Below are 22109 nucleotides of genomic sequence, written 5' to 3'. Positions count from 1 at the left end.
CATGGACAGTTCACAGTTCTACCAGGACGCCCGTCACGATCTGGCGGGACCGCTGCACGGAGTTCGGGTGCTCGATGTCACCAAGGTCTGGTCGGGGCCGCTGGCCTCCTGTGTCCTGGCCGATCTCGGCGCGACGGTCATCAGGGTGGAAATGCCGGGCAACCGGGAAGGGCAGATGCCGCCGACGATTCCGGGAACCGGGCGTTCCTGGTTCCGCGAAACGGTGCACCGGAACAAGCGCAGCATCGGTCTGGATCTGCGAACCGAACAGGGCAGATCAGTGTTCCTACGGCTCGTCGCGACCGTGGATATGGTCGTGGAGAACTATCGGCCGGGCACCCTGAACGACTGGGGCGTTGGCTATCCGGACTGTCGCGCGGTCAAGCCGGACATCGTCGTGGTCTCGGTCTCGGGGTGGGGCCAGTTCGGTCCGGATGCCGACCGTCCTGGCTACGACCCGGTGACCCTCGCGGCGAGTGGCTGGATGTCGCTGAACGGCGACGAGGACGGCCAGCCTGCCCGCGCCCCCACCTTTCTCGCCGACGATCTCGCCGGTCTGCACGCGGTGATCGGCGCGCTCGCGGCATTGCGGCATCGGGATCAGACCGGCGAGGGACAGCACGTCGATGTGTCGATGCTGGATTCCGTGCTGTTCAGCAGCTCGGGCTTGCTGACCCTCGGGGCGTGTGGCGCACCGCTGCGCCGCTGGGGCAGCGAGGTCGACATCGTGGTGCCTGCCAACACCTTCAACTGTGCCGACGGCAGCATCTACCTGGTAGTGGCCATGGACAAGCACTGGCGTGCGCTCACCGCCGCTATCGGCAGGGCGGAACTGGCGGATGACGCCGATTTCGCCACCAATGAGCAGCGGCGTCGTAATCGGGCCGCGGTGAACCGGATAGTCGCGCGGTGGTGCCGGGATCTGCCCGTCGCGCAGGTCGTGCGGACGTTGTCCGGGTGCGGCATTACCGTGGCGCCCGTGCGTACCTATGCCGAGGCGGCCTGCGATGCCCACGTACTGGCGCGGGATATGTTACAGGTGACCGAATTGCGGAATGGAACGAGTGCGCCGTTGACGGGACCCGCGGTGAAATTCTCGCGCACGCCGACCCGGGTACGCACATCGGCACCGGATCCAGGCGCGGACACCGACGCGGTACTGGCCGAACTGGGAATTAGTGAGGGTACCGGCGATTCCGAAATCGAATAGCATCCGAAGTGGTGTGTTCGAGTCGTTGACGTCGGTCGGAACGCTCCGATACATTTGATGTAACACGCCGAATTTCGATCTCGTCGGTGTCTTTCTGCTCATTCGATGCTGGCTGCAGGTAAAGGGGAGGGAATGTCATACGCTCCCGTTGTGCTGGTCACCGGCGCCTCCCGTGGAATCGGGCGCGCGATCACCTTGCGGTTGGCCCGATCCGGATATCGCGTAGCGGGCTGCTTCACGAAATCCGGTGACAGTGCCGAAGCGGCCGAGGCAGCGATTCGTGAACTCGGCATATCGTGCTATTTCGCGCCGTGCGATATTCGTGACGAGCACGCGGTCGACGAGTTCGTCCGCGCCGCGGAAGCGGACCTAGGGCCACTGACGGCGCTGGTCAACAACGCCGGCCTGGTCAGGGACAGTCCACTGGCCCTGATGTCCAGAACGGACTGGCAGGACGTGGTGGATACGAATCTCGGCGGCACGTGGGCGGTCAGCAAATCCGTGATCTTTCGATTCCTGAAACGGCGGGGCGGATCGGTGGTCACTATTTCGTCGATAGCCGGTTTGCGCGGCACGGTAGGCCAGACGAATTACGCGGCGACGAAGGCCGGACTGATCGGAATGAGCAAATCGCTCGCCAAAGAGGTCGCCCGGTACGGAATCCGAGTCAACGTCGTTGCGCCCGGATTCATCGAGACGGACATGACCGATGCCCTGACCGACAAACAACGGAACACAGCGCGGTCGAATATACCGCTCGACCGCTTCGGGCGAGCGGAGGATGTTGCGGATGTGGTCGAATTTCTGCTGTCCGAGCGATCGTCCTACATCACCGGCCAGGTGCTGGCAGTGGACGGGGGCATGTCGATATGAACGTCACGGTCGACTGCTGTAGCCCGCTGTCGGCGATCGCCGAATTATCGGAAAAGCTCGATGACGAGTGCCTGCATATCGGCCTGCGGGTGCCGGTGCGGTCGGCCGGCGTTTATCTAGAGGGTCACTACCCGGGGTTTCCCATATTTCCGGGTGTGTTCATCATCGAATGCGTTCGGCTGGCCGTGCGGTCGGCCGTGCCGCAGGGCAGGCTACTGCGGTTGGCGGAATTGGAGTCTGCGCGGTTCTCCGCCCCGCTGCTCGACGGCGACGAATTGTCACTGGAGCTCACCGTGCGACAGGTGGACGGGGATTATCTGGTGTCCGCCCGTGGCAGGCGGCGCGACGATGTCGCGGCGGCTCAGGTGCGGGCCCGATTCGTCATGCGGGAGGCTTCGGATGCTCGAGCACGATGAACTCCGGCGCATCCTGCCGCAGCGTTTCCCGATGCTGCTGGTCGACCGGGTGATCGGCGAGGAACCCGCGGGAGTCCTCGTCGCCGAGAAGGCCGTGACCGCCGCGGAACCGTGTTACCGCAATCTCCCCGACGATGCCGCGCCTGCTGATTTCGCCTACCCGGAGGCATTACTCATCGAATCGTTCGGCCAGGCGGCCGCGCTGGCCTGGCTGGGCCGACACGATTCCATACCGACGGCTGAGCTGCCGGTATTCGCCGCCGCGCGGGATATCACGTTCGTGGCGGACGTATTTCCCGGCGACACGGTCCGTCACGTCGTCCACATCGTGCAGCGTCTGGACGGCGCAGCGTACGCGGGCGGCGACATGTGGGTGGGCGAGCGTCGGATCGCGACCGTCGGATCCCTGCTGGCCGTCGTTCGCCCGGAATCCGCGTTGACCGGACGAGCCGAACAGGGCCCGGACACGGTGACGCAATCGTCTGAAGGGAGAGGAAACGATGGCCGTAACCAATGAACGGCTCGAGAAACTGCGCGAGATCACCGCCGAGGTGCTCGAGATCGAGCCCTACGAGCTGACCGACGACGGAGATTTCGTCGAGGAATACGACGCGGATTCATTGCGCGCGATCGAGATATTGGCGCGCATCGAGAAGGTATTCAAAGTGGAGATCCCGCAAAGTGAACTGCCAGAAATGACGAACCTCAAGTCGGTCTACGCGGTAGTTGCCAATTATGCCCAGTGGACAGACTGAACCCACCAGGGTTGTCGTTACCGGCCTTGGCCCGGTGTCGAGCATCGGAATCGGGGTGTCCGCCTTTGCCGACGCGCTCGCCGCGGGGCGATCCGGCGTCTCGGCCATCCGCAGCTTCGACACCACCGGGTTCCCCTACGTACATGCCGGCGAGGTGCACGAGTTCCGTCCGGAAAGCCTGCTGCGGCGGCTTGGCGCGGGTTGGGGCCGCGCGAGCCTGCTGGCCGGGGCCGCGGCGAGATTGGCTGCCGACGACGCGGGACTGCCGCTCGACGCGCTTGGCGACATCCGCGCGGGTGCGGTCATCGGTACCACCAGCGGTGAGTCCCAGTCGGTGGAGCAGCTGACCGCGCAGGCGGTGGCCGGCGGTATCGCCACAATGAGTCGGGATATCGGCAGGCAGATCCCGGCGAACAGACTGTCAAGCGCGGTGAACACCGAACTCGGCATCCATGGCGAATCGGTGACGATCGGCACCGCGTGTTCGGCGAGCAACTACGCCATCGGATACGCCTTCGACCGGTTGGTCGCCGGCGGCGCCGACGTGATGATCGCCGGTGGCGCAGACGCCGTGTGCCGATGGGCGCACGCGGGCTTCTATCGACTCGGCGCACTGACCGAGCGGACCTGCCGTCCGTTCGACCGGGACCGCGACGGCATTCTCACCGCCGAGGGCGGGGTGTGCCTGGTGCTCGAGACGCTCGAGCACGCGCGGCGGCGCGACGCCCGCGTCTATGCCGAGTTGCGCGGGTACGGCCTCAACTGCGATGCCAAGCATCCGGTGGCGCCGGATGCGCTGAGCATGGCCGACTGTATGCGGCTGGCTCATCGCGACGCCGGGATCGAGCCGGGCGAGGTCGACTACATCTGCGCGCACGGCACCGGCACTCCGGCCAACGACCTGGCCGAGGTGCGGGCGGTGCACGAGGTCTTCGGATCGCGGGTGCCGCCGATCAGCTCTATCAAGTCGATGATCGGGCACACGATGGGGGCGGCCAGCGGATTCGGCGCGGTGGCCTGTGTGCTGGCCATCTGCCGCGGCTTCCTGCCCCCGACCATCAATCTCGCCTGCATCGATCCAGCCCTGCAACCGATCGATCCGGTGCCGAATGCGGCCCGCGCCGCCGAGGTGCGCATTGCCCAGAACAACGGCTACGCCTTCGGCGGAAACAATGCCATCACCATTTTCGGAGCCCCGCCATGCCCGCACTAGCGATCACCGGGTGGGGGATGGTGTCACCGGCCGGGCTCGGCCCGGAGCTGTTCCAGACGGCACTGGCCGAGCCGCGCCCCCCGGATTCGGCGGGACAGGTGCCGCCTGCACACTGGTTCGGCGCGTTCGATGTCCGGAAGTTGCTCGGCCGCAAGGGAACCAGCGCCCTGGACCGCTACGCCGCGCTCAGCATGGTCGCCGTCGGGGCCGCGCTCGACGACGGCGCGGTGCGGCTCGACGACACGAGTCGGCCCCGCACCGGCATCGTGCTCGGTACCACCCTTGGCAGCCTCGAGTCGACGATGAACTACAGCGCCGAAACGCTGGTCCAGGAGCGCCCGTACCTCGTCAACCCGATGCTGTTTCCGAACACCATCATGAACAGCGCGGCGGGGCAGGCCGCGATCAGATTCGGGATCAAGGGAACCAACTCGACCATCGCGGGTGGACCCATCGCCATCGTCCAGGTGCTGCAGTACGCCATGACGATTCTGCACCGCGGCCGAGCCGACCTGCTGCTGGCCGGGGCGACCGAGGAGTTCACCGAGCAGGCGGCCTGGTTGGCCGCAACGCACGCCGCGTGCTCCGCTGCCGGGGAAGGTGCGGTGATCTTCGTCGTCGAGCGCGCCGACGCCCCGCCGCGCCCCGGTGCCCGCCGGCTCGCGGAGGTGTTGGCTGTGCGCACCGGATTCATCTCGGACACAGGTGATTTCGGTATTGCCGAATGTATCCGGGCGGTGCTGGCCGATGCCGGACAGCCAACCGAATCCGTCGCGGTCGTTGCGGCGGTCGGCGATGACCCCGCGTACCGCGCGGCCGTGGACGACGTGCTCGGACCGGATCACTACGAATGGCTGGACGTGACCGACCGGATCGGCAACGCGCAGGCCGCTACCGGCGCGTTCCAGCTCGCCGCGATGATGCTGCGCTGGGTCCGTGGCGGCGGCCCGCGGTCGGCCGGGTCGGAATGCGCGCTGCTCATCGCGGGAACGGCCGACGGAGATGTCGGCGCCGTACTACTGCGCGGGGGTACCGATGTCGGTCATGGTGACGGCTAGCGCCGCGCGCACCTGCCTCGGTGACGCGGCGGCCACCTTCGACGCCATGCTGCGCGGCCGCTGCGGCGCGGTGCCACTGTCCCCGAGCCGGTTCGGCCATCTTGCCGTCCGGTACGGCTATCCGATCACCGACGGCCCGGCCAGCGGCTGCCGGGCCGCGGATCTGCTGGCCGCCTGCGTGCGCGAGGTCCTCGCCGCATATCGACCTGAACCGGACCGCCGCATGGTCGCCGTGATCGGCACCGGCCTGCGGGAACTGCCCGCGGTCGAGCGCTGGGTCTTGGATGGTGACGAATTCAGTACCGAGCGACTGCATTTCGCGGCCGCCGTGCGCGCGGCCGCTCCATCGATCACACAGGTACTCACCGTATCCAATGCCTGCAGTGCGGGCGGCACCGCGCTCGCGCTGGCCCAGGACCTGATCGAACTGGGTGAGGCGGACGCGGTGCTGGTGGGGGCCGCCGACTCGATGACCGAGTCGATGCTGGCGATGATCGGGCGGACGATGGCAGCACCCAATGACCGGGTACGCCCGTTCGACGCCCAGCGCGTCGGCGTGTTGCTCGGCGAGGGCGCTGCCGCAGTGGTGCTGACGGCGGAGGGCACCGCACCGGCGTCGGCTCGGATCCTCGGCACCGGGATGAGCTGCGACGCGCGCCACGAGACCGCCCCCGATCCCGACGGCATCACCCGCGCGATCGCCGATGCATTCACCCGCGCCGGGCGCGCACCGCGACAGGTAGACCTGGTGATCGCACACGGCACCGGTACCGCCCTGAACGACGCGACCGAGGCCAGGGTGCTCGACACGGTCTTCGCCGGACATCGCCCGCCGATCATCGCACTGAAGGGCGCGATCGGGCATACCTCGGGCAGCGCGGCCCTGCACAATGTCGTCGTCGCGCTCGAGGTATTCCGGCGCGGACTGCTGCCGCCGATCACCGGACTGCGCGAATTCCTGCCCGAAGGCGAAGACCTGTGGTTGGTGCGGGAAGAACCGGTGGCGAGTGCCCCCGAGCTCGTGATGATCGACGCGTTCGGCTTCGGCGGGACCAACGCGGTCACCTTGCTGGAGCGTTGCCGATGACCGTCGCCGTGACCGCTGCCGCCCACTACCTGCCCGGGCTGGATCTGCACTCCGTACTCCAGCTGCCAGGCCCGGCAGCGGCGCCGAGCGCGGACGTCCGGGCAATACTGGGGCGAAAGGGCTTGCTCGGCAAGGAAACCGCGACCCGCTACGCCCTTGTCGCGACGCATCGCGCGCTCGGATTTCCCGACGGCGAGCGCCCGCGCGGCGCGGTAGATCCGGATACCGCGGTCGTGGTCAGCTCCAACCTCGGCAATGTCGGCACCGTCGTCGCCGTGGCCCGAACCGCCCGCCGATACGGGAACCGCGAGGTCAGTCCGCTGGACGTGCCCAATGCGTCGAGCAATGTCGTCGCCAGCACGATCGCGCTGTGGTTCGGTCTCGGTGGTCCGAACGTCATGGTCTGCTCCGGAGCGACCGGCGGCGCGGACGCCGTCCTGCTTGGGGCGCGGCTGTTGCGGGCGGGTCGCGCGCGGCGGGTGGTCGTGGTGGGGGTGGAGCCCGCGGACGAGGTGGCCGTCGCGGTCAACGCGCAGCGCTCCGGCGCCGGGAGTCGCCAATTGCGCGGTGGCGCAGCCTGTCTCGTATTGGAGCCCGCCGATCCGCACCCGACTGCCCCGATCCTGCTCGGCGGACCGCCGAGCAGCGCCGCGGTGATCGTCGGCGACCCGGAACCGGGGTCACGGTCGCAGCGGACGATCGTCCTGAGCGATCTGCTCGGCGACACCTACGGCGCCGCCGGTGTGCTCTACGCGGTGGCGGCGACGATGCTGCTTGCCGCGGGCGCGGACGAGCCGGTGCTGGTGGTGTGCGGCGATCCCGTCGACGGTCGGCGGGTACTGACGGTGCGGCGGGGGCGAGAGCGGTGATCGGCACGCACCTGCTCGTCGAGCCCCGCCGCGCGACGGTCGCCGACCTCGTCTTCGTGCACGGCCTCGAGGATTCTTGGCGCAGCTGGCGTCCGCTGGCGCAACGGCTCGACCCGGCGTGGCGAATGGCCGCGGTGGATCTACCGTGGGGCACCGGCAGCGGCCACCGCTGGCGTCGCGACGGGCTGCCCGCCACCCACCTCGCCCGGCTCGTCGCGACCCGTGCCGAGCCGGTCGACGTGCTGGTCGGCCATTCCTTCGGTGCCAACGCAATCCTGGAACTCCTTGCCACCCAGCAGATCTCGGTCCGCGCGGCGGTCCTGCTCGCACCGTCGTACTGGCCGCCCACCGCCCCGGACGGATGGGACCTGTTCGAGCGGGCGAAGCGGAACTTCCGGCAGACGCTGGCGAGCAGCCTGCGCATCCGGCTCGGCCGCCGCCTCGAGACCGTTCCGGCCGCCGTCCTGGAATCCATGGTGGACAAGGCTTTCGACCGTATCGGGCCGCTCGGTTTCGTCGCGTGGTTCGAACAGCTCGTCGGATCGGGCAGGCTGCCGTTGGAGCGCATCACCCTGCCGATTCTGTTGGTGTCCAGCCCATCCGATCCCAGCCTCGGGCGTCGTCGCGCGACAGAACTGACCGAGCGGCTGCCGAATGCCGAGCAACTGCTCCTCGACCCCGAATATCACCATTTCAGCCATGTGGACCGCCCGGCCAGCGTGGCGGAACTCATCACCGAATTCGTCGGCAAGGCGCTAGGAGGCGCGGTATGAGTATTCCGGGTCGGGATCAGTATCGATCGACCGGACTTCGGCCCCGGTTCGAGGGCGCCAATATTCGCACTTGGATCGGCTTCAAACACTTCCTGTATCTCGCCGAGGAGGCCGTGCTCGGATGGTTCCGCGCCCAGGGGTACGGGCCGAGCCTGCTTTATCACGAGCACGGCATCGAGTTGTCTGTCGCGGACGCCTCGGTGCTGTTGCCCGCCACCCTCGATCTCGACGACGAGGTGGTCGCGCTGGTGGGCCCGCCCACCGACGGTGTCCTCCGGGTGGTCCTGCAGGCCGGTGACGGGCGCACCGTGCTGCGGGGAAAGTTTCGGGTGGCGGCGACACCGGCCGACCGGTCGCTACCGGATGCGCTGGTGCCGCTGGTGAGCGCGCCGATTACCGCCGCCGACCTGCCCGACATACCCGTCGCGCGCGGGGATGAGTTCGCGGAACTGGCCGCCCGGTATCCGCGCTCGTTTCGGACCAGTTGGCGGGTGCCGTACTTCTACTGCCAGTACTCCGGTCGAGTCCAGCACTCCGGTTATGTCCGGGCGCTGGAGGACGTCGTCGATCGTTTCCTGGCCGACCGCGGCATCTCGGTCGGCCGGATGCTGCGGGAACGGTCCTGGATCCCGGTCGTGTCGAGGGTGCGGGTCGGGGTGCTCGGCGACGCCGGTATCGAGGAGACCGTCTATGTGACGTTCACCGTGCTCGATATCGTCAAGGACACCCTCTTCGACGCCCGGATGGACTGCTGGGTGCGCCGGGGCGACTACCTGGTTCCCACCGCCACCGCGCGCATCCTGCACGGATACGCGATCGCCGCCGGCGCCGAGGCAGGCCGCACCGCGCGGTTGGACGCCGACGTCCGCGCGGCACTGCTGGGTGCCGAGCCGGTGGGGCTGCGATGAACCGCAAAGCACGGTTGTACTTCTCCTTCCGCAGTCCCTACAGCTGGATGGCGGTGGAAAAGCTCGCCCGGGCGCTACCCGGGGCATACGAACAGCTCGAATTCGTGCCGTACTGGGACCCGGACCAGCGGACCGAAGAAGATCTTCGCGCACGGGACGCGGAATTCCATTACGTCCCGATGAGCAAGGCCAAACACCTGTACGTCCTGATCGACACCAAGCGGATGGCCGAGCGGCTCGGACTGCCCATCCACTGGCCCATCGATCGGGACCCATGGTGGGAGGTTCCGCACCTGGCGTGGCTGGCCGCGCGCCGCCGCGGGCGCCCGCACTCGTTCTACCGTGCCGTCGTCACGGCCCGCTGGATCAGGGGCGAGAACATCTGCGATCCGGAGGTGATCCGCGGCTTGGCGGTGCAGACCGGATTGGACGGTGACGAACTGGTCGGCGCGGTGCACGCCGCGGACCTGCGGGCCGAGGGTGCCGATTGCCTCGCGCGGGCCTACGACGACGACATCTTCGGGGTGCCCTATCTGCGCCTCGGGCGGCAGCGATTCTGGGGCCTCGATCGTGTCGATCAGTTCATCGAGGCCTATGCGACAACGGATTTGGGACGAAAGGCGATGCGGTGAGCACTGAACGAACCGACGAGGCGGCCGAGCAGGCGCTCGACCCGGATCCATTGGCGGACGTGCCGGAGCAGGTCCGCACGGCCATCGGCGCCTACGACACCGATACGGCGGGAGGCTGCGGTTGATGGACGTCCGGCGCAGGACGGTCGAGCAGGAACGCGCGCACCGCAAGCAACGGCTCGCGGCCACCATGCGACTGTTCGCCCGGCTCGGTTTCGACGAAGGCGTCGGTGGCCATGTCACCGCCCGCGACCCCGAGTATCCGGATCGGTTCTGGGTCAACCCGTTCGGCGGCTACTTCGGCCATGTCCGTGCGAGCGAGCTGCTGCTGGTCGATGCCGCGGGTGCTGTGGTGTCCGGCGACGGAACGGTGAATCCGGCAGGTTATGCCATCCATTCCCAGATCCACGCGGCCCGCCCCGACGTCGTCGCCGCGGCGCACACGCACTCCACCTACGGGCGCGCATGGTCCGCGCTGCGCAGGCCGTTGGCGCCGTTGACCCAGGACGCCTGTGCGTTCTTCGAAGACCATGCCGTTTTCGACGAATACTCCGGCGTGGTACTGGATCTCGACGAGGGTCGCCGGATCGCCGCCGCACTCGCTGGCCACAAGGCGGTGATCCTGAGCAATCACGGCCTGCTCACTGTCGGCGGTTCAGTGGAAGAGGCGGCATGGTGGTTCATCAGCATGGACCGGTGCTGCCACGTGCAACTGCTCGCCGCGGCGGCAGGCACACCTGAGCCCATCCCGGCCGAAAGTGCGCGCCGGGCACGGGAACTGATCGGAACCCCCGGGATCGCCCGGCTGAATTTCAAGCCGCTCTTCCGATCGATCCTGGCCGAGATGCCCGACCTCGTCGACTGACCCACCTCAGCCGAACCGTATCGGCATGGACTTCAGGCCGTTGACGAAGTTGGAGGCCAGCCGCACGGGTGGGCCCGCGAGTTCGAGTCGAGTGAGCTGCGGACGCAGGCAGTCGAACAGGGTCTTGGCCTCGAGCTGGGCGAGGCGGGCACCGATACAGGCGTGCGGGCCGAAGCCGAAGGCCAGATGCGGGTTGGGCACGCGCCGAATATCGAATCGGTCCGGGTCGGCGAAGACCCGATCATCCCGATTCGCCGAGATGAAGTAGAGCACGACCTTGCTGCCGGCCCGGATCCGCGTCCCGTCCAGATCGGTGTCTTCGGTTGCGGTGCGCCGGAATTGCATGATCGGTGTCACCCAGCGCAGCATTTCCTCGACCGCGGGATGCAGCAGGTCGGGATCCTGGGCCAGCAGTCGAGCCTGATCCGGCCAGTGGATCAGCGCGAGCAATCCGCCGGAGATCAGGTGCCTGGTGGTCTCGTTCCCCGCGACGACCAACAACAGCCAGAACATGCTCAGCTCCCGCACGGTGAGGCCACGCCCGTCGACCTCCGCGCTCACCAACTTGCTGACCAGATCCGCGCCCGGCGACTTACGACGAAATTCGGCGAGCTCGGCGATATACCCGAACGCCTCGGTCATGGTCGCTCGGTACCGATCGATATCGCCGTCGCCGTATTCGGGATCGTCGAAGCCGACCAGACCGTTGCTCCAGTCGAGCAGCAGACCGCGGTCGCGGCGCGGCATACCGAGCAGATCCGCCAGGACCAGCAGGGGCAACTCGGCCGCGAGGTCGGCAACCGCGTCGAATTCGGCTGCCGCCACGACCTTGTCGGTGAGCTGCCGGGCGTGGGTGACTATCGATTCCCGCATCGATGCCAATTCGCGCGAGGTGAACGCCGGCGAGATGGTGCGCCGCAGGCGGGCGTGTCGCGGTGCGTCCATGTTGATCAGGACCTCCCGGTTGCGCGCCAGATCCGCGGCGCTGCGCGGATCGGTCAGAAACGCCCCCTTGGCCGCCGAGGAGAACACTTCGGGCGAACGTGCTGCGGCACAGATGGTTTCGTGTCGGGTGACCGCCCAGAATCCCGAACCGCGAACCGTGGCGACACCGCTGCTACCGCGCAGGACGCGAACGGGCTCGTCCACCCAGCAGACCGGGGCGTCGCGGCGACAGCGGGCGAATTCCGTATACGGTACGGCCATCGCATAAGTGGTGGGGTCGGCAAGAGTGTGGCTCATCTGTACTCACCTGTCCGTGCTGTTGTATTTCATCGTGCTCATGGCGCACCGCGCAGTAGTCCGCGCGCCCGCAACAGCGGAATGACCCCTTCGCCGAACCAGTAGGCCTCTTCCAGATGCGGTTGCCCGGACAAAATCAGGTGTTCGATTCCGCAGGCACAATATTCGTCGATCCGGTCGGCAATCTGCTCGTGGCTGCCTACGAGCGCGAGTCCCGCGCCGGGCCGGACCAATCCGTAACCCGCCCAGATATTCGGATAGATTTCCAGCTCGCTGCGGTCCCGCACCAAGGCCTGCATGCGGTGCTGACCTTCCGATTCGCTGCGCCCGAACCGTCGCTGCGTGCGCTCGATCAGTTCCGGATCCATCCCGACGAGCAGCCGATCGGCCACCTGCCACGCCTCCTCGGCAGTGCTGCGGGCGATGACATGGAAGCGGGTGCCACAGGAAATCGTCCGGCCGGCCTCGGCGGCTCTGCGGCGCACGTCGGCACAGAGCTCGGCGATCTGGGCCGGCGGTTCGCCCCAGGCGAGGTAGACATCGGCCTGCGCGGCCGCGACCGTCCGTGCTGCCTCGGACGACCCACCAAGATATACCGGCGCCAACGGCCGCCGTGGCCGAGGCAGCATGGCGTTCTTCATCCGATAGTGGGCGCCGTCGGCGTCATACGGTCGCCCGTGCGAGACACCGTGCAGGATCGAGAGAAATTCGGCGATCCGTTCGTAGCGCTGATCGTGGTCCAGCCAGTCGCCGTAGCGGTGCTGTTCGTCCGCGTCGCTGCCGGCAACCACGTTGAGCAGCAGACGATCCCCGGAAATCCGCTGGAAGGTCGCGCACATCTGGGCGAGGAGCAGCGGCGACATCAGGCCGGGGCGCAGGGCGATCATGAACTCGAGCGTGCTGGTCTGGTGGATCAGCGCCGTGGCCACCACCCAGGGATCCTCGCAGAACAATCCGGTCGGCGTCAGCACCCCGTCGAAGCCGAGGGTGTCCGCGGCCTTGGCGACCTGGGCGAGGTAGTCGATATCCGGTTCCCTTCTGGCCGTGACCTTTTCGCGGGTCGGGCCGATATCTCTGCCGTCGCCGTGGGACGGGAGGAACCAGTGCAGGGACAGGGGCATGGCGGAAATCCTTTCCTAACGCATCCTGCTCAGGGCGCTCACCCGGACGGCGGGCAGAGCTGTGACGGCATGAACTACCGCGTCGAATGCGGTCAGAAATCGATGCGCCCAGTCGTCGGTGAACCAATCGCGGCGATAGAAAAGCACCGCGCGCAGGGTGTCGCCGACCGGCACCAGCGTCAATTCGAAGCCGAATCGGCTCCCGATATCTTCGGGTACCACCAGTTCCAGCCGTAGCTCGCCGACCGTGGCGATCGGCCGTGGATCGGTGACAAATTGGAACACCACGTCGTCGGGTCGCATTCCGCCGGTATCGACCAGCCCCGGCGGCAGCAGTTGAAAAGGGCAATCCTGGTTGGCAATCGCGCCCGTCACCGTGGTATGTGTAGCCGCGAGCAGATCGAGAAAGGTTTGCTCGGCACGTATCCGAGCGCGCAGCATCGCCATGTTCGCCAGAAATCCGACGGTATTGCGGGTTTCCGCGCGGAGCCGGTTGGCGAACAATGAACCGACGGTCAGATCATCCTGCCCGGTCTCGCCGTACATTCGCACATAGAACGCAGCAAGCAATACCGCGAACAGCGTGGTGCCTTGTGATTTTCCGATATCGTGCAGGCGCTCGGTGACATCTCGATCGAAGGCGACGGAGATCGATCCGCTACGGCGGAGACCATTGTCACCGTCGACTGTTTCGATGATGCGGGGCAGTGCCGCCCCGCTGAGCTGGTGTAGCCAATAATTCTGCTGCCGGGTCAGGGCGCCGGTTTCGACGAGCCGATGCTGATGCCGGGCGAAGTCCGGATACTGCCAGCCGACCGAGGGCAGCCGGGTCGCGGCGGCGCCGTCGAGAAATGCGCTGAGCTCACCGAAAAGCACGCCGGTCGACCAGGCGTCGGTAATGGCATGGTGCAGGCTCAGGCACAGCAGATGCTCGTCGGCGCTCAACCGCCACAGCCGCGCCCTGGCCAGTCGGCCACTGAGATCGAAGCGCGTCCGGAGTTCGGTCGCTACCGCGTGCTGTGCCAGCTCCTGCGGATCGGCCTCGCCCGACAGGTCGTCTTCGGTGAGCGGAATGCTGGCGCTGTCGTGTACGCACTGGCGCAGGTGCCGGCCGGACCCGGCCAGGGTGGTGCGCAGGGCGTCGTGCCGGGCGGTCAATCCGTCGAGCGTGATACGCAACTGGTCCCGCGTCAGCGGACCGGTGATGCGGCACAGCACAGGGCAGTTGAGCACGCCGTAGTCGGCGCTTGCCCGGTAGTGATCCAGAAACCACAGCAGCCGTTGACCCACGGTTGCTGATAGTTCACGCATATTCGTGCCCCCGATATCTGAAGAAAGCGATCGCCGGAATGCGGTCAGGCCTGGTTGCCGTCCATCGATGGCGACAGCCACGTCGAACGACCGGATTTTCGCGCGGCTTTCCAGCGAAGCCGCAACTTGTCGGCGAAGAATTCGCGATTGACCCAGTAGAACTCCAGCCAGATGTTGTCCGGATCCCGCAGCCAAATCTGTGCACCGGTTTCGTGCCCGGACATCGAAACACCGGAATGCGTTATGCGCAACCGGTCCAGATGGGTTGCCCATTCGTCGAGATCGGCGCGCTCGGGCACGTGGTATGCGAGATGATGCAGACCGACCCGGAATTCACTGAATCGATCCGCCTCGCCCGGCCCGGGCTGTTCCGGATAACCAAGGACGACCGAGGCGAACGACGCGGGATGCAGCAGCGTTCGAAATCGGAATCCGGAACCCACCGGGGTCACGTCGTTGACGACGATCATATCGAGGACCTTCGCATACCATTCAGTACTGCGATCGAGGTCGGTGACTGTCAGGTTGACGTGATTCTTTCCGTCCAGTCTCGGCATTGTCGGCACTCGAGCACCCCCGTATCCGGCCATGGCAAGAGCATCGATTCCCAAGCTACCGCTCCGCGCCCATAAAAGTCACCTAACGCCAGCCGCGGGAATCGCGAATTTGATACGCCAGTTTTCGGGCGTTACTTGCGCGGCGTCGTCGACGATTCGTACAGTCGAATTCGGCCGGTAGTGGGAGCCGAATCCGGAAGGGGGCCGTGACACCGTGCGGAGCATAGAGACCGTGGCGGACTTTCGTGTCCGGGCGCGGGATTGGCTGGCGGACAACGCCCGTCCGCGCATCGGTACCGGCGAGGTCGACCTCCCGGCTGCGCGGCGGTTCCAACGGGCTGCCTGCACCGCGGGATTCGCCGGAATCTCCTGGCCGCGCGAGTACGGCGGCTCGGGGCTGACGGCAGACCATCAGCGTGCCTTCGAGGAGGAGGCGCTTGGCTTCGACTTACCCACCGAACCCTTCACCGTCGGCCTCAGTATGGTCGGCCCGACTCTGCTCGATGTGGGCAGCGAGGCGCAGCGGCGGCGCTACCTGCCCGCGCTGCTACGCGGGGAGGAAATCTGGTGCCAGTTGCTGTCCGAACCGGAGGCCGGGTCGGATCTGGCCGGCCTGCGCTGCCGCGCGAGCGGTGTCGACGGCGGTTTCCGGGTGACCGGTCACAAGATCTGGGTATCCCGCGCACAATGGGCGGATTTTGGTGTGCTGCTTGCGATTACCGATGCCGACCGACCGCGTCACCGCAACCTCGGCCTGCTGATCGTCGACATGCGCGCGCCCGGGGTCACGGTGCGCCCGCTGCGGGATCTGGCCGGCCGAACGACCTTCAACGAGGTTGTGCTCGACCGGGTGTGGGTGCCAGGCGACCGGGTAGTTGGCGGACCACACGCCGGCTGGACCGTCACTATGGCGATGCTGCAACACGAACGGGCCGCAGGCGCACTCGGACTGCGGGCAGGCGACCGGTCGATGTGGTTCGCCGATCTGGCCGCCGCCGCCCACTGCCGCGGGGTCGCCGACTCGCCGGTGATCCGTGAGCGCCTGGCCACCGTCTACCTCCACGAGCGGGCTCTCGGGCTGTACCGCGCTCGGCTTGCCCAGCGGGCGCAGTCCGGTGACGATCCCGGAGCTCGCAGTTCGGTCGCCAAACTGGCCTGGTCCCTGATGGACTTGCTGGCTGCGGATACGGCCGCCGAGGTAGTCGGTTCGGACGCCGTGTGGTGGCGGCCCGACCGCGCCGACGGCGACCGCTGGGCGAGGTTCCTGTGCACCGCGCTGTCTACCGGAATCGCTGGCGGGACCGACGAAATTCAGCGAACTGTCATCGCCGAACGACTGCTCGGCCTGCCACGCGAGCCGAGTCACTGAGTGAAAGGGTGTGCAGCGGTGGACATGCTGCCCAGCACCGAACAGGTCGAACTGCGCGCCGTGCTGCGTAAATCGATGGCCGGCCCGAGATCGATGAGTGCTGTCGCGAATCCGGCAGCCGGCTGTGACCGTGCGCTGTGGGCACGGCTCACCAGCGAACTGGGGTTGGCGACGATCGGCGTGCCGGAACGTCTCGGCGGGGCAGGCGGCGGAATGCGCGACCTCGTCGTGCTCTGCGGCGAGGTCGGCCGGGTACTTGCCCCGGTACCGGTGCTCGGCCATTCAGTGGCCGTTGCCGCGATCACGGCCGGCGGTACCGAAGTCGCCGATCTGCGTGCCGCGGTACTGTCCGGCGAGTTATTGGCCACCTGGGCGCCGGAAGCGAACCTCGTTGTGCGACAAGGTCGTTTGTCCGGCACGGTCCCGGTCGTGCTGGATGGCGGGGTGGCCGATCTCGCAGTGCTCCCGGCCGCGGGCGAGCTGTACGCCGTGCGCGGCGACGCTGACGGGGTGCGCCGAATTCCGTTGTCCACCATGGACCGAACGCGGACATTGGTCGAGTTGGCGCTGGACAATGTCCCGGCACGTCGACTCGCGTGCGCCGACCCGACCGCCACAATGGCCCGCCTGACGGATATGGCGCGGGTCCTGCTGGCTGCCGAGCAAGCGGGCGGGCTGGCTCGCTGCGTGGAACTGGCGGTGGCCCACGCCAAGTCCCGGGTGCAGTTCAGCCGCCCGATCGGCAGCTTTCAGGCTGTCAAACACCGTTGTGCCGACATGTTCGCTACGGGTGAGATCGTCGACGCGGTGGTCTGGTACGCGGCGTGGGCGGCCGACGAGGCCCCCGCCGAGCTCGCGTCTGCCGCCCTCGACGCGAAGGTGTTGGTGGCCACCGAGTTCTGCCGGGTGGCGGCCGACGCCGTACACGTGCACGGCGGACTCGGATTCACCTGGGAACACGAGGTCGGGTGGCACTACAAGCGGGCGCGCACATCTGCTCGGCTGTTCGGCGATCGCGCCGCGCTGCGGCTGCGGCTCGCCGACCGGCTGATGGCGGAGACGTTGCCATGAGATCCGACATCGAGGTCGGGCCACGGGCCCACGTGGTCGTGCTGGCCGGTTCGCTCAATCCCGCGTCGAAGGCGGAACGGTTGGCGCGGTGGTGTATTCGCCGCTCTGCCGAGCTGGGTGCCTCGACGAGGTTGTTCCGCGGTACCGATCTGGAGTTCCCCTTCTACCGCGCGGGCACCTCCGAGTGTCGTGCCGCGGCTCGCGACTATCTGGACGAGTTGCGCAAGGCAGACGGCGTGCTGTTGGTATCTCCGGCTTATCATGCCTCGCCCTCCGGGCTGCTCAAGAATGCGCTGGACTACGTCAACGAGTTGGCGGCCGATGCCGAACCCTACTTGGACGGGCGGCCGATCGGCTGTGTCGCGGTCGCGGGGGGTGATCAGGGCGCCCACGCCACGCTGGCCGGGCTGCGCACGATCAGCCACGCGCTGCGGGCTTGGCCGACCCCGCTGGGACTGGCGTTGTCGCACGACCGAGCCGACGCTGACGAACAGGGCCGACCGACCAGCCTGCGCACGATTGCCGAAGTCGACACGATGCTCGCGCAGGTTATCGAGATGGCGCAGCGGCGCGCGATCGCCCGAACGGCGGCGTGCGCTGACCGGTATCCGGCCCCTGGACTGCTGCGGTGATGGGACTTGCTCATGACGCCGCCGTAGCCAGGCCACCCACCACTTCTTGCCACCGCGATGAGCGTCCACGTGATCTGGCATATCACGCAAATTTGGCGGCGCACAGGGCGGTAGTCGGGCTTGTTGCCCATCCCTCGGTTGGGTAACATGCGAGTGTTCTGCGAACACGATTGTCTATTGATCGTCGATTCGATCCTCATGGCACCGGGACCGGCGCGTCGACTAGCTGTCCGGCCTGGCGGAGCACCAGGTAACCGCCGGAGGCTCGGGGGCGACCGTCTACGGTGGATCGAACATCGAAGGGAATTATCGCGCTGTGAACGAGTTTCCGTACCCGCCTAACAGACTTCCCGTGCTCGGTGACGTGTTGTCGCTCAACCCCGGTAAGCCGGTTCAGTCGATGGCTAAGCTTGCGGACAAGCTCGGTCCGGTCTATGAGTTGCGTTTCGGTCCGATGCGGATGGTGGTCGTCAACAGTGCCGAACTCGTCGACGAGGTGCAATCGGAAGCCTTGTGGGAGAAGGAGTTCGGGCCGCCGATCCGGCGCCTGCGCAAGGTGGTCCGCACCGGATTGATAGCCGCGGCGACCGAGGATCCGCAGTGGGGCGCCGCGCACCGCGTCCTCATGCCCGGGTTCAGCCGCGAGGCGATGCGCGGGTACCACCCGACGATGATGCAGGTGGTCGCCGAGCTGATACGTAAGTGGGAGCATGGCAGCGATCCCGTCGACGTTGCGGGCGAAATGAACTCCATGGCACTGGAAGTCATCGCACGCGCGGGATTCGGGCACAGCTTCACGACGCTCGACGAGCCGCCCGCCGGCAACAGTCTCCCGGTCGTGAAACTGATGGTCGACGTGCTCCGGTATGCCAGTCGCCCGGTTTCGGTAAAGCTCGTCGACGAGACGATCGGTCGATTCGCCCTGCGGCGCCACCGGCACAACGTCACCGAGCTGCAGCGAATCGCCGGCAGCCTGATCGACAATTGCCCGCCGGTGGCCGACGAGGCACCAAATCTGTTGCAGCACATGATGGAAACGCCGGACCCGGACACCGGGCAACGGCTGTCGCGGGCGGTCGTGCGGGACCAGGTACTCACCTTTCTGATCGCCGGCCACGAAACCAGCGCGAACACTTTGACTTTCGCGCTGCACGCGCTGGGGGACCGGCCGGACATCGTCGAACGGGTGCGTGCGGAGATCGACACGGTCGCCGGCGGCGACCCCGCGACGCTCACCTATGAGCAGGTGGCGAAGCTGCAGTATCTGCGCCGAGTTGTCGACGAGATCCTGCGACTGTGGCCGGTGGCGGGCGGGTACTTCCGGCGCCCCAAACAGGACACACACCTGGGGGCGCATCGCATCGGTCGCGGCGCCTGGGTGTATGTGAATCTCCTTGCCGTCCATCGTGACAAGCGCGCGTGGGGACCCGACGCCGACCGGTTCGACCCGGACCGATTCGCCCCGGACCGCTTCGCCCCGGACGCCACCCCGCGGCGCCCGGCGGGGGCGTACAAGCCGTTCGGCATCGGAGTGCGTTCATGTATCGGGCGTCAGTTCGCGATCCATGAAATCGTGCTGACCCTCGCGCACGTGCTGTACGCATTCGACTTGGAGCCGGATCCGAAGTATCAACTCGCGGTCGACGAGCTTGTCACGCTGAAACCTGCTGGGCTCAGGATGCGGATGCGTTCCCGGAATCGCCTTCCGGCTTCGTGAGTGGCTATAGCTATTGCCTCCCGCCGCTCGGTCTGCGAACCTTGCAGCCATGTGCGGCGGCACCGGGCGCGGTAGCCGCGCCGGCCGGGGGTGCAGGAGCGCCCTCCTCGGCATCGTCGGCCGCCGTGCCGGTAATGCGTTGCGGTAAGACTTGTTTCGAGGGGGGCAGGCGCGGTGTCCGATGTGGCAGGCCGGTTCGCGGATTTGCTGCGCGACATCGAGATTCCCTATCCGTGGGAGCGTGACACCTTTGTTTCCGCGGTGGGGCGCCATCGCGGGCGACCGATCCGGCTACAGCCGGTCGAGGATCCCGCACTGCTGTCCGGTGCCGGATGCGGAACGACTACCAGTGGCCTGTGGATCAAGACAACGCACGCTGACATCGTCTTGTACTTCGCCGATACGGAATGGCATGCCGATCATGTGATCTCGCACGAGATAGCGCACATGCTGTTAGGTCACGACGAAGAAGGCACCGTTGACGGCGGCCCCGCGGACCGGCTGCCGTTGCACGAACTCTTGCCCTCGCTGTCGCCCGATGCGATCAAAAGCGTCCTCGGCCGAAACGATTACAGCAGCGAACGAGAAATGGCTGCAGAGACTTTCGCGGATCTACTGATGGTCGAGGCCACTTTGCCGCGCAGGCGGCCCTCGGTCGCGCGCCGCACGTTCTTCCGGACGCGACACCGATGACATCAGAGATACCGGGCATCATCCAGTGGACGGCTTTCGTTTTCGTCGCCATCGTGATCGTTGGCCGCTACCTCCTGGTCGCTCAAACGCCGATGGACCGATTGGGCACTCGCGCACTGTTGTTCGGGCTCGTCTGCGACATGATGCGCAACGTCAGCGTGCAGCATGCCATTACCCGCGTCTGCTGGATGTTCGACGACGCGTACGTGATCAACGTCGTCCGTCAGATATCCTTTGGCCCGCTGCTGCTTTCGATCATGTGCATCTACGGGATGGCCCGGTTCGCCGCCGCACCCGACGACGACTGGTCAACCGTGGCTCGTCGCCAGCGACGCTACGATGCCGTGGCACTCACCGCCGCCGCGGTGATCCTCGCGGCTGGAACCCCCGCTCGTGCGCACAACATGCTGATCGACGAATACCAGGGCTGGGGTGCGGCCATCGTATGGATCGCTTACTATTCCGTGCTCGCGGCGAGTTCGGTATCGATCATCAAGATGATGGTCCCGGAACTGCGCAGCGGCGACAACACCACCCGCGAAATCGCCATCTACCTGGTCGTTCTCGCCTACTTTGGTTATCTCACCATCGAGTCGATCTACGTACCCGCCGAGACGGTGACCGCGGTTGTCGCCCACACCGCGGCGCAGGACCCGTCGATGCAGTCCAGGGCGTTCACCGCGTTCGTGGCACTTGTCGCCGGTACCGCCATCCTCACCGTCCCGCTCATCGGAGCCCTGCTCGTCCGCACCGGCTGGGATAGACCGGGACGCTATTGTCGGCGCATCAGACCGCTGTGGCGCGATCTGACCGACTCCTATCCGGAAGTGGTCCTCGAACGTCCGGCCACCGGCACCGCGGCCGATTCGATCAGCCAATTGCACCGCATGACAATGGAAATCCGGGACTGTCTGGTCCGCCTGAACCGCTACGCACCGGGCGCGCCACCCCATCGAGCCGCCGGATCCGAACACGACGAACTGTGCGACTACGCGCGCCGGATCTCCGCCGCGGTCGCCGCGAAACGCAGCGGACAACTCCCGCCGCCGCCCGGCCGCACCGAGCATTCCGCGCACCCCGCACAGCGCCGCGACCTCGAAGCCGAGCTGAATCAGCTCGTCGAGCTCTCGCGCGTCTGGCGACGACTCCACGGCCGATCCGGAATAACTACTGCACCAGGGCTATTTTTCGACAGCTGTCGGCTCGGCGGAGCGGTTGCGAAGGAAAGCGAGCAGGTCGGGACCGCCGCGCAGGCACCAGAGCGCGATCACGGGGTCACAGATCGCGCAGCCGAGGGAGGAGTTGTGCGCGAAGGGGACGATCGGGTTGCCTTTGAGGTGGTGCAATACGTCGCTGAGGGTATGCAGCAGCCACGCGATGCCGATGAACGTCCACGAATTCAGGCCGCGGAACGCGCAGTAGGTGATGGCGGCGGCGAACGCGTACTCCCAGGCGCCGAGTCCGCCGCCGCTGAGATAGGCGGCTCCGGCCCCGGCGACCATGATCGCGTTGAACGTGCGGCGATGTGGTTCACGGATGAGTGACATGAGCAGGGCGTAGACGCCGCCGATCAGCAGCGGCGCAACGACATTGGTGATAGCGGAAATCATGACCGGGTGACTCCTCGTAGCGGGCTCAGGGGATGAATCGGACACGAAGTTATCGCCCGCCGGGAACCTGTCCCAGTGGCTTTTTCGTCAGGTATCCACGGAAAAACGCCATGGTCTTGTCGTCGTC

General features: G+C 66.8%; 24 protein-coding genes and 1 pseudogene. 20 read left to right on the top strand and 5 right to left on the bottom strand.

From position 1 onward, the window contains the following. Position 1 precedes the first annotated feature (1 nt). From ACIA8C_RS12690 to ACIA8C_RS12625, 14 genes are all read left to right on the top strand, one after another. On the top strand, positions 2 to 1210 hold the full coding sequence (locus ACIA8C_RS12690) for a CaiB/BaiF CoA transferase family protein (protein ID WP_397133954.1): 1209 nt from the start codon (positions 2 to 4) through the stop codon (positions 1208 to 1210). Positions 1211 to 1342: 132 nt separating this feature from the next. Continuing rightward, the gene (gene fabG / locus ACIA8C_RS12685) at positions 1343 to 2083 is read left to right on the top strand and encodes a 3-oxoacyl-[acyl-carrier-protein] reductase (RefSeq protein ID WP_397133952.1); all 741 of its coding nucleotides are present in this window, start codon (positions 1343 to 1345) and stop codon (positions 2081 to 2083) included. Then, positions 2080 to 2499 (top strand): hypothetical protein, encoded by a 420-nt coding sequence (locus ACIA8C_RS12680; RefSeq protein WP_397133950.1) that lies wholly within the window; start codon positions 2080 to 2082, stop codon positions 2497 to 2499. The genes fabG and ACIA8C_RS12680 overlap by 4 nt, the downstream gene beginning before the upstream one ends. Beyond that, positions 2483 to 3016: a 3-hydroxyacyl-ACP dehydratase FabZ family protein gene (locus ACIA8C_RS12675; RefSeq protein ID WP_397133948.1), complete on the top strand. Its 534-nt coding sequence runs from the start codon at positions 2483 to 2485 to the stop codon at positions 3014 to 3016. The genes ACIA8C_RS12680 and ACIA8C_RS12675 overlap by 17 nt, the downstream gene beginning before the upstream one ends. Continuing rightward, positions 3000 to 3254, top strand: a complete 255-nt coding sequence (locus ACIA8C_RS12670; protein ID WP_397133946.1) for an acyl carrier protein — start codon at positions 3000 to 3002, stop codon at positions 3252 to 3254. The genes ACIA8C_RS12675 and ACIA8C_RS12670 overlap by 17 nt, the downstream gene beginning before the upstream one ends. Further along, complete coding sequence (locus ACIA8C_RS12665; protein ID WP_397133944.1) at positions 3235 to 4467, top strand: beta-ketoacyl-[acyl-carrier-protein] synthase family protein; 1233 nt, start codon at positions 3235 to 3237, stop codon at positions 4465 to 4467. The genes ACIA8C_RS12670 and ACIA8C_RS12665 overlap by 20 nt, the downstream gene beginning before the upstream one ends. Then, a complete protein-coding gene (locus ACIA8C_RS12660) occupies positions 4455 to 5525 on the top strand; it encodes a beta-ketoacyl synthase N-terminal-like domain-containing protein (protein ID WP_397133942.1) in 1071 nt (356 codons plus the stop codon). Before ACIA8C_RS12665 ends, ACIA8C_RS12660 begins: the two co-directional genes overlap by 13 nt. Continuing rightward, positions 5512 to 6612, top strand: coding sequence for a beta-ketoacyl synthase N-terminal-like domain-containing protein (locus tag ACIA8C_RS12655; protein WP_397133940.1), 1101 nt, complete (start codon positions 5512 to 5514; stop codon positions 6610 to 6612). The genes ACIA8C_RS12660 and ACIA8C_RS12655 overlap by 14 nt, the downstream gene beginning before the upstream one ends. Further along, the gene (locus tag ACIA8C_RS12650) at positions 6609 to 7481 is read left to right on the top strand and encodes a beta-ketoacyl synthase N-terminal-like domain-containing protein (RefSeq protein ID WP_397133938.1); all 873 of its coding nucleotides are present in this window, start codon (positions 6609 to 6611) and stop codon (positions 7479 to 7481) included. Before ACIA8C_RS12655 ends, ACIA8C_RS12650 begins: the two co-directional genes overlap by 4 nt. Then, on the top strand, positions 7478 to 8254 hold the full coding sequence (locus ACIA8C_RS12645) for an alpha/beta fold hydrolase (RefSeq protein WP_397133936.1): 777 nt from the start codon (positions 7478 to 7480) through the stop codon (positions 8252 to 8254). Before ACIA8C_RS12650 ends, ACIA8C_RS12645 begins: the two co-directional genes overlap by 4 nt. Beyond that, a complete protein-coding gene (locus ACIA8C_RS12640) occupies positions 8251 to 9162 on the top strand; it encodes an acyl-CoA thioesterase (protein ID WP_397133934.1) in 912 nt (303 codons plus the stop codon). Before ACIA8C_RS12645 ends, ACIA8C_RS12640 begins: the two co-directional genes overlap by 4 nt. After that, complete coding sequence (locus ACIA8C_RS12635) at positions 9159 to 9794, top strand: 2-hydroxychromene-2-carboxylate isomerase (RefSeq protein WP_397133932.1); 636 nt, start codon at positions 9159 to 9161, stop codon at positions 9792 to 9794. The genes ACIA8C_RS12640 and ACIA8C_RS12635 overlap by 4 nt, the downstream gene beginning before the upstream one ends. Then, a complete protein-coding gene (locus tag ACIA8C_RS12630; RefSeq protein WP_397133930.1) occupies positions 9791 to 9919 on the top strand; it encodes a hypothetical protein in 129 nt (42 codons plus the stop codon). The genes ACIA8C_RS12635 and ACIA8C_RS12630 overlap by 4 nt, the downstream gene beginning before the upstream one ends. Next, on the top strand, positions 9919 to 10659 hold the full coding sequence (locus ACIA8C_RS12625) for a class II aldolase/adducin family protein (protein WP_397133928.1): 741 nt from the start codon (positions 9919 to 9921) through the stop codon (positions 10657 to 10659). Before ACIA8C_RS12630 ends, ACIA8C_RS12625 begins: the two co-directional genes overlap by 1 nt. Before the next feature lie 6 nt (positions 10660 to 10665). On the opposite strand, the gene ACIA8C_RS12620 is transcribed toward ACIA8C_RS12625, so the two are convergent. The 4 genes from ACIA8C_RS12620 to ACIA8C_RS12605 form a co-directional block, all read right to left on the bottom strand. After that, the gene (locus ACIA8C_RS12620) at positions 10666 to 11901 is read right to left on the bottom strand and encodes a cytochrome P450 (protein ID WP_397133926.1); all 1236 of its coding nucleotides are present in this window, start codon (positions 11899 to 11901) and stop codon (positions 10666 to 10668) included. Positions 11902 to 11939: 38 nt separating this feature from the next. Next, positions 11940 to 13022 (bottom strand): LLM class flavin-dependent oxidoreductase, encoded by a 1083-nt coding sequence (locus ACIA8C_RS12615; protein WP_397133924.1) that lies wholly within the window; start codon positions 13020 to 13022, stop codon positions 11940 to 11942. 15 nt (positions 13023 to 13037) lie between these two features. Then, on the bottom strand, positions 13038 to 14312 hold the full coding sequence (locus ACIA8C_RS12610; protein ID WP_397133923.1) for a condensation domain-containing protein: 1275 nt from the start codon (positions 14310 to 14312) through the stop codon (positions 13038 to 13040). Between the two features lie 65 nt (positions 14313 to 14377). Further along, positions 14378 to 14890 (bottom strand): VOC family protein, encoded by a 513-nt coding sequence (locus ACIA8C_RS12605; protein WP_397133922.1) that lies wholly within the window; start codon positions 14888 to 14890, stop codon positions 14378 to 14380. 232 nt (positions 14891 to 15122) lie between these two features. On the opposite strand from ACIA8C_RS12605, the gene ACIA8C_RS12600 reads away from it, so the two are divergent. The 6 genes and pseudogenes from ACIA8C_RS12600 to ACIA8C_RS12575 all read left to right on the top strand — a co-directional run. Next, the gene (locus ACIA8C_RS12600) at positions 15123 to 16259 is read left to right on the top strand and encodes an acyl-CoA dehydrogenase family protein (protein ID WP_397133921.1); all 1137 of its coding nucleotides are present in this window, start codon (positions 15123 to 15125) and stop codon (positions 16257 to 16259) included. Positions 16260 to 16283: 24 nt separating this feature from the next. Beyond that, on the top strand, positions 16284 to 17330 hold the full coding sequence (locus tag ACIA8C_RS12595) for an acyl-CoA dehydrogenase family protein (protein WP_397134743.1): 1047 nt from the start codon (positions 16284 to 16286) through the stop codon (positions 17328 to 17330). After that, positions 17327 to 17962: an NADPH-dependent FMN reductase gene (locus tag ACIA8C_RS12590; RefSeq protein WP_397133919.1), complete on the top strand. Its 636-nt coding sequence runs from the start codon at positions 17327 to 17329 to the stop codon at positions 17960 to 17962. The genes ACIA8C_RS12595 and ACIA8C_RS12590 overlap by 4 nt, the downstream gene beginning before the upstream one ends. A gap of 316 nt (positions 17963 to 18278) precedes the next feature. Beyond that, positions 18279 to 19679: a cytochrome P450 gene (locus ACIA8C_RS12585; protein ID WP_397133917.1), complete on the top strand. Its 1401-nt coding sequence runs from the start codon at positions 18279 to 18281 to the stop codon at positions 19677 to 19679. Positions 19680 to 19883: 204 nt separating this feature from the next. Then, a complete protein-coding gene (locus tag ACIA8C_RS12580) occupies positions 19884 to 20372 on the top strand; it encodes a hypothetical protein (protein ID WP_397133915.1) in 489 nt (162 codons plus the stop codon). Further along, a pseudogene (locus ACIA8C_RS12575) lies at positions 20369 to 21502 on the top strand (MAB_1171c family putative transporter); the annotation flags it as partial. The gene ACIA8C_RS12580 and the pseudogene ACIA8C_RS12575, both read left to right, overlap by 4 nt. A 51-nt stretch (positions 21503 to 21553) precedes the next feature. On the opposite strand, the gene ACIA8C_RS12570 reads toward ACIA8C_RS12575, so the two are convergent. After that, on the bottom strand, positions 21554 to 21919 hold the full coding sequence (locus ACIA8C_RS12570) for a DUF6010 family protein (RefSeq protein WP_397134741.1): 366 nt from the start codon (positions 21917 to 21919) through the stop codon (positions 21554 to 21556). Between the last annotated feature and the right edge of the window lie 190 nt (positions 21920 to 22109).

This window comes from Nocardia sp. NPDC051321 (genome assembly GCF_044455225.1).
Lineage (GTDB): Bacteria > Actinomycetota > Actinomycetes > Mycobacteriales > Mycobacteriaceae > Nocardia.
The sequence above is the reverse complement of the archived record's forward strand: the minus strand, read 5'-3'. Positions and strand labels throughout refer to the sequence as shown.